At 64.4% G+C, this 2,273-nt stretch carries 2 protein-coding genes; one reads left to right on the forward strand and one right to left on the reverse strand.

Annotated elements, in window-relative coordinates:
- Nucleotides 1–125: 125 nt before the first annotated feature.
- Complete coding sequence (locus GY769_26135) at nucleotides 126–1,430, forward strand: polymer-forming cytoskeletal protein (GenBank protein MCP4205405.1); 1,305 nt, start codon at nucleotides 126–128, stop codon at nucleotides 1,428–1,430.
- A gap of 30 nt (nucleotides 1,431–1,460) precedes the next feature.
- Here the strand turns inward: GY769_26135 and GY769_26140 are convergent, their stop codons facing one another.
- Nucleotides 1,461–2,165, reverse strand: coding sequence for a hypothetical protein (locus tag GY769_26140; protein MCP4205406.1), 705 nt, complete (start codon nucleotides 2,163–2,165; stop codon nucleotides 1,461–1,463).
- Nucleotides 2,166–2,273: the final 108 nt, after the last annotated feature.

Below are 2,273 nucleotides of genomic sequence, written 5' to 3' on the forward strand. Positions count from 1 at the left end.
GGGTAGTCTACGACCTCAGCTGATGGTGCGCCTTAAGTCCGTGAGGCTCCTGGGCGCGAGAGACGGTAGGCGCGACCGTCACCCCGTAGAGGCGTAGACTCGTCGGCAACAAGAGGAGTTGCGTCATGAGACAAGCTCGACAACGGATGAGGAGCGCGGGATTCGTGTTTTACGCGATAGCTGTGTGTGGGGTGCTTGCCGCCGTTCCGGCAACGGCGATCGAATTCCGTGGCGGGCAGCATGTGGTGGTGGGTACCGACGAGGTGATTCTCGACGACCTGTACGTCACTGGCGAGACCGTGACGGTGGATGGCAAGGTCGAAGGAGACGTGATCGCCAGCGGCCGGGAGGTCCGGATGAACGGCGAGGTGACCGGCGACCTCATGGCCTGTGGTCAGGCGGTCGTCGTCAACGGGCGCGTCGGCGACGACATCCGGATGGCCGGGATGGCTCTGCAGCTCGGTCCCACGGCTTCTGTTGGCGACGACGTCGTCGCGGCCGGTTTCAGCCTTGAGACCAACCCTGAGAGCCTCACCCGGGGGAGCCTCCTCTTTGCAGGATTTCAGGCTCTCTTGGCGGGAGGAATCGACGAGAGCCTTCAGGGCTCCATGAACGCAATCGAGATTCGCGGCGGGATCGGCGGTGACAGCGAGATCGAGGTTGAGGGCGACGCCAACATGCCCTCGTTCGTTCAGTACATCCCTTCGCCGGTGGCCCTACCGACGGTTCCGGGGGGCTTGACGATCGCCGACACCGCCCGGATCGACGGCGGACTCGAGTACACCTCGTCGAACGAGGCGCGGGGGAGCGGCGTGGGCGCGGGCACCCTGACTCGCAAGGAGCCGGCATCGGCAGGCGCCGATGCCGGGAAAGCAGCCCGCAAGCCGAGCTGGCCGGGGCGACTCTTCAAATGGCTTGGCCTGATCGTTCTAGGGTTGCTTCTCGCCTGGTGGATTCCCGGATGGCTCAACGAGTGGAGCGACGAAATTCAGTCGAGGCCCTTGCCGCTTGCCGGAGTCGGTCTGATGGGGGTGGCGGCGCTGCCGGTGGGGATCGTTTTGGCGTTGGTGGTGCTGGTGGTGGTCGCGATTATCCTCGGTTTCCTCAAGCTCGGCAGTCTGGCGGCGCTGGCGTTGGTGCTCGGAATGGTCGGACTGGGTTTGCTGATCCTTTTGTTTTGGCTGACTTCCTCCTACCTGGCCCCGCTTTTGGTGGGTCTTTGCACTGGCCGGTGGGTACTGAAGCGGTTTGCTGCGGACAAAGCGCGTGGGCTGGTGCTGCCGCTCGTTGCCGGTCTTGTCCTTCTCGCGCTGCTGCGGTTTGTGCCGTTCCTGGGATTCCTGGTCGCGGTGATGGTGCTGCTCCTCGGTTGGGGCGCAATCCTCTTGTGGTTGTGGAAGCGTCTTCGGCCTGCGGAGGCTGCGGTCTAGCGGTCGGCCGGATAGGCACGGCTGAGGCCTCTACCGAAGGGTTCCTAGCGCCCGACGAAGGTGAGTTGGCGACTGCCGGAGCAGAAGGCCCATCGGCCGATCAGAGAGGCGCACCGCTGGATATACGTGGAGGACGTCGGCCAGGTGGCCGAGGAACTTCCTTTTGAAGTCGCGCGGCTGCCCGTAGTCAGCCCCGAACTGGGTCTGTAACGCCTCCCAGGGGATGAGACAGGGCCTACACAGATAGCTCATCCGGTAGGTAAGCCACGAGTAGTCGTCGGAGTAGGTGCAGCGGATCGTGGTGGAGAAGAGTCGGTGAAGCTGGTCGCGAAGCCGCGACGTCGTACCGCGCTTGCCGGTCACCGGCGTGAGGCCGAGCTTGTACATGAAGCTCGAGAACGTCGGGCCAAGCTCGATCTCGCGGTTCCGGGTTCGAACCGCCTCGGTCGACAGCCACGCGAGTGCTAGCCGCGGGTACGAGCCGTAGGGCAGGCCGACCGAAGGCGGTGCGTTCATGTAGAGGGTGAAGCGGCCGTTGACGCGCTCGAACTCGTGCGGGTTTGGACCTTTGTGGGGCCGGCTGTGGGGGAGAGTGGCCTGAACGAGGATCCGAGCCGTGAAGCCGAGGGCGCCGGCAGCGCGCGCCTCCTCGGCTTCGATCGTGAGAGCCTCTTGGGCGAGCTTCTGCGACTTGGTGCGCCGTTCGGAAGGGGTGTTCCAAACGGCCCGGTCCAGGACCTCCCCGAGGCGATGCGGACAGTTGTCAGCACGCGTCAGGGCGAAAGCCTCACGCGGCTAAGCTCATGTCCCTCAGTGAGTTAAAGGATTCGAGTTGGGCGAAAA

This window comes from bacterium (assembly GCA_024224155.1).
Lineage (GTDB): Bacteria > Acidobacteriota > Thermoanaerobaculia > Multivoradales > JAHEKO01 > CALZIK01.